3 protein-coding genes are annotated in these 3,761 nt (G+C 39.6%); all 3 read right to left on the bottom strand.

The window, feature by feature from the left end; all coding sequences use genetic code 11:
- Positions 1–193 (bottom strand): 50S ribosomal protein L31 (rpmE, locus tag LBH98_04685; GenBank protein MDR0304052.1); only part of this gene is annotated, 193 nt, incomplete at its 3' end.
- 142 nt (positions 194–335) lie between these two features.
- The gene (locus LBH98_04680) at positions 336–1,862 is read right to left on the bottom strand and encodes a transposase (GenBank protein MDR0304051.1); all 1,527 of its coding nucleotides are present in this window, start codon (positions 1,860–1,862) and stop codon (positions 336–338) included.
- 73 nt (positions 1,863–1,935) lie between these two features.
- The gene (locus tag LBH98_04675) at positions 1,936–3,408 is read right to left on the bottom strand and encodes a transposase (protein ID MDR0304050.1); all 1,473 of its coding nucleotides are present in this window, start codon (positions 3,406–3,408) and stop codon (positions 1,936–1,938) included.
- Positions 3,409–3,761: the final 353 nt, after the last annotated feature.

Raw genomic sequence — 3,761 nt, 5'->3', positions numbered from 1 at the left:
CGCCGTAACGTCTTTTAAATTTATCTACTCTGCCGCCAGCGTCAACAAATTTCTGCTTGCCGGTAAAGAACGGATGGCATTTTGAGCAGATATCGACTTTTATATCTTTTTTTGTTGAGCGGGTTACTATTTGTTCTCCGCACGCGCATTTTACTGTTACGTCGTAATATTCGGGATGAATTGTTTCTTTCATTTTGGCTGTACCTCGTTATATTATTATAAACTTTTTTATTTTAATCAAGCTATTTATAATAGCAGTAAATAATATTATATCATATTTAAAATATATTTTCAACAGTTTTTTCAAAAAACCTGAAATTTTTTATTTGAATAAGTTACAGTTCAGCGGGGAAAGAAATTTTGTTAGAAAACAAGGAAGAAAAAGTAACAAATAAATTGAGAGAACGCTTTTTGGCAGTAGAAATAAGGGAACGAATGAGAGCAAAATTATTAAGACCGTCCCAAGAGCGGAAACAGCCGGAAACTTTTTGCTTGGTTTTGCATGGGCGCAAATCGCGTTCAGCTAAATTATTAGTGAAAGGCGCCCTGTAATCCTTGATAAAAAGCAAATAATTTTGCTTGTAATCGGTCAGTCGATTAATCACTTTTCTCAGTTCATCACGACCGAAAATATTAGGGACGCTCCCAAGGATTTTTGCTCCATTCGCCACCAAATCATCATATCTTCGCTCAAAATCTTCTAATTGGTCGTCCGAACAAAACTCCGTGGATTCTTTGTAGGCGTTCATTTCATTTATGAACTTTCTGAAATCTGCCGCCCACGAAATATTGTACAATTCATAAAGCCCCCTCAACTCCCGCGAAAGATGCGCACAGCATGTCGCGTGAAGTGCAGAGTTGCCGTATTTGTAATATTTCCTATCATGGTCATGCGAAAATATTCCGTGAAATGATGGTATTATTCCATCTCTCTCGATACCCTCGTCGTCTTTGCGGGGATTGACCGTGTAAAAGGTTGTCGTTGCGTTTGAGTGTGTTCGGATTGTCACGTCGAAAGTCGTTTTTTCAGATGTTTCAAGCACACCGTCTAAAAGTTTTTCCGCGCTTTTCATCGGTGATTCATCAATATTCATCACCTCGCCGTTAAGCAAATCATTTTTTAACGCCTCAACATCAACCTTATCTGAGAGCTCTTTGTTGATTTTTTCCAGCGTCGCTACTGACGGTGCAACTTGACCGTATGTTATCTCACTCATAAAACTGCTTACTCTGTCAAGTGACATAAATCCCTCATTCATCAAAAGCGTTGCATATGCTTTCATTTCGTTTCCGTAATTTATGGTGGGTATTTCTCTCACAGGGCAACGGTACTCTGTGTATATCACTTTCGTTTTTATGTCTATCGACCATTTCGTTATATATTTCTCCGCTCCGTTTGTCATATCCACTATCTTGTGTTCTGCTTTCTCTTCTCGCACCAGTTCTTCAAGATTTTTCGGCACTACCAATGTGCTTCCCTTGTGTCCTGCCTGTCCTCCCCGTTTCCTTCCGCTCGGCTCTCGGTTGTTCGGTATCTTCTTGAATCCATCGCTACTCGGCGGTTTCCCTGAATTTGACGAATCCTTGTCTATTATACTTTTCAATCGACTGATTTCTTTGTCTTTTCCCTCTATTTCCATGCACAATGGCTGCACCGCCGTTTCTACTGCCGCACTTACTGCTTTTGCTATTCTCTCTTCAAGCGTTTTTTCCATTGTCCTCACTCGACTTTCAAGTCGATTTACTTCTCCTTGAAAATGCCTGTTTTCTTCTCGCAATTTCTTGTTCTCCGCTTTTAGTCCTTCCTTTTCTTCTATCGTTTCTTCTAATTGAGCAAATACGCTCTTTTCGTAATTTTTCATATCTCTATTTTAATTCTTTTTCTTTATTTTGTCAACCCCCTGCTGTACTGTAACCTTTTCGTTACTACTCAGCCTATTGTAAGCAACAATTTTGATTGAAAACGGAAGTAACGGCGGAGAAAGGGGAAATATTTTGCTTGAGAGCAGTTTTGATGACGGACATGAGATTGGCGAAAACTTTCGCGCCGCCGAGGCTTCTGAAACAACCGGATACTTTCTGCTTAGCTTTGACCATGCGTAAATCACGTTCGGATAAATTATTATCGAACGGCACGGTGAAGTTGACCGCAAACAACAGATGATTGTCACGGTACTTTTTCAGCCTTTTAAGGAGCTTCCTCTCTTCGTCGCGGTAGAATCGTGATTTTGTGTCTTTGTTTACCTCAAATCCCGCCGAAACGATTTCGTCATATCGTTTTAGATAGCCCTCTGAATCGGCTTGCTCAAATGATTTCGCGCCAAAGGCAATCGCAAGTTCCCTCGACCTTTTCAGCGACAGAAGAAACTCAATCATATCTTCCGACCAGAGGTGATGCGTATTGTCTGAGTTCGCTTTCAGATACCTGATAAGATGGACATTGCACTCGGAGTTGCCTCCACCGTAATTGTAGTTGACCGTGTTGTGGTCATGAATCAAGATTCCAACATACTGCGGCAGAATGTTATCATCTTCTATGGCTTTTTTGCCTTTTGTTTGATTGGCTGTATAAAGAACGTGCTTTGTGCCACTGTAATTCCTGAAAAACATATTGCGACCGTTTACTCGCGCTCCTGTTTCGTCAACGTTCATAATTGTATTGTTTAGCAGTTTACTCTTGGTGTTCTCAATAAAAGCTGCTGATTTGCCGTTGAACTCCGACAAAAAGTTGTAGATTGTACCATCCGATAGTTCTATCGCGCCATTCGTCCAAGCCGAAAGCATATCTACGATTCGACTGCTTGACACAAGACCCTGTCCGGCAAGCGTCGCCACAAATGATTTGATTCCTGTACCGTATTGAACTTCAGGGCGTAATTCTTTGGGAATATCTGCATTATCGTAAAACCGATGTTCGATTGCGAATGTTTCTAACTTTACATCAATAACATACTTAGAAACATAATTACCCACAGGCATACCATGGTTTACGATTTCTCGTTTCATTTGCCCACTGGATATTTTTTCTTCTATCACTACGCGATTTAACCGATTCCCCTTATGTCCGGTTTGCCCGCCGCTCTTTTTTCCGCTCTTTGTTCTGCCGTTATATGTGTTCGGCGCATTTGGCTTATCATCGCTTGACGGCGGTTTGCTCGAATTGCTACTGTCATTGTTCAGTTGCTTCCGCATTCTCTCGTTTTCCGTTTCCAACTTTAACACTCGTTCCTCAAGTGCGCCGCATTTTTCCAGCACTGTTTCTATCGTTTCGTTTAATCTGTCTATTATTCCTAAATATTTATTTGCTGTTTCAGTTTCGATTTTGGCTGCCTTTGCCTTTAGCCTTTCATTTTCTTTTATTAGTTCCTGATTGTGGTTATACAAATCTTTTTCATAGTTTCTTGCCAAAATCTCACCGCCCTTCTATGTTTCTATTTTACCATAAAAGTTTCGGAAATGCAATCTTTTTTTCCCTTTCGCTGAGTAGTAACAAAATTTGCGATAACAGCAAAAAATTTTAATTAACCTATTGCATTTTTTTTCGGGATATGGTATAATTAATTTCTCACTGTATAAATATAAAATAATAGTGAAAATTTGTAAAAGTTAGGAGTTTATTTTATGGGTATGCCTGATGTAAATTCTGTCCCGGAATTTAATTATACACAGGAACGGGAAAAAGTATATTTAACCGGAATCATTGAGGAACTAAAAGGAGAAATCGAAAAAATTCAGGAAGCAATTTCAAAAGAGAGCGAATA

The organism is Chitinispirillales bacterium, assembly GCA_031254455.1.
Classification (GTDB): Bacteria; Fibrobacterota; Chitinivibrionia; order Chitinivibrionales; family Chitinivibrionaceae; genus WRFX01.
The sequence above is the reverse complement of the archived record's forward strand: the minus strand, read 5'-3'. Positions and strand labels throughout refer to the sequence as shown.

What these genes read in the sequence shown, in the direction of transcription:
- LBH98_04680 (MDR0304051.1), bottom strand. Translation starts at nt 1,862, where the DNA reads ATGAAAAATTACGAAAAGAGCGTATTTGCTCAATTAGAAGAAACGATA.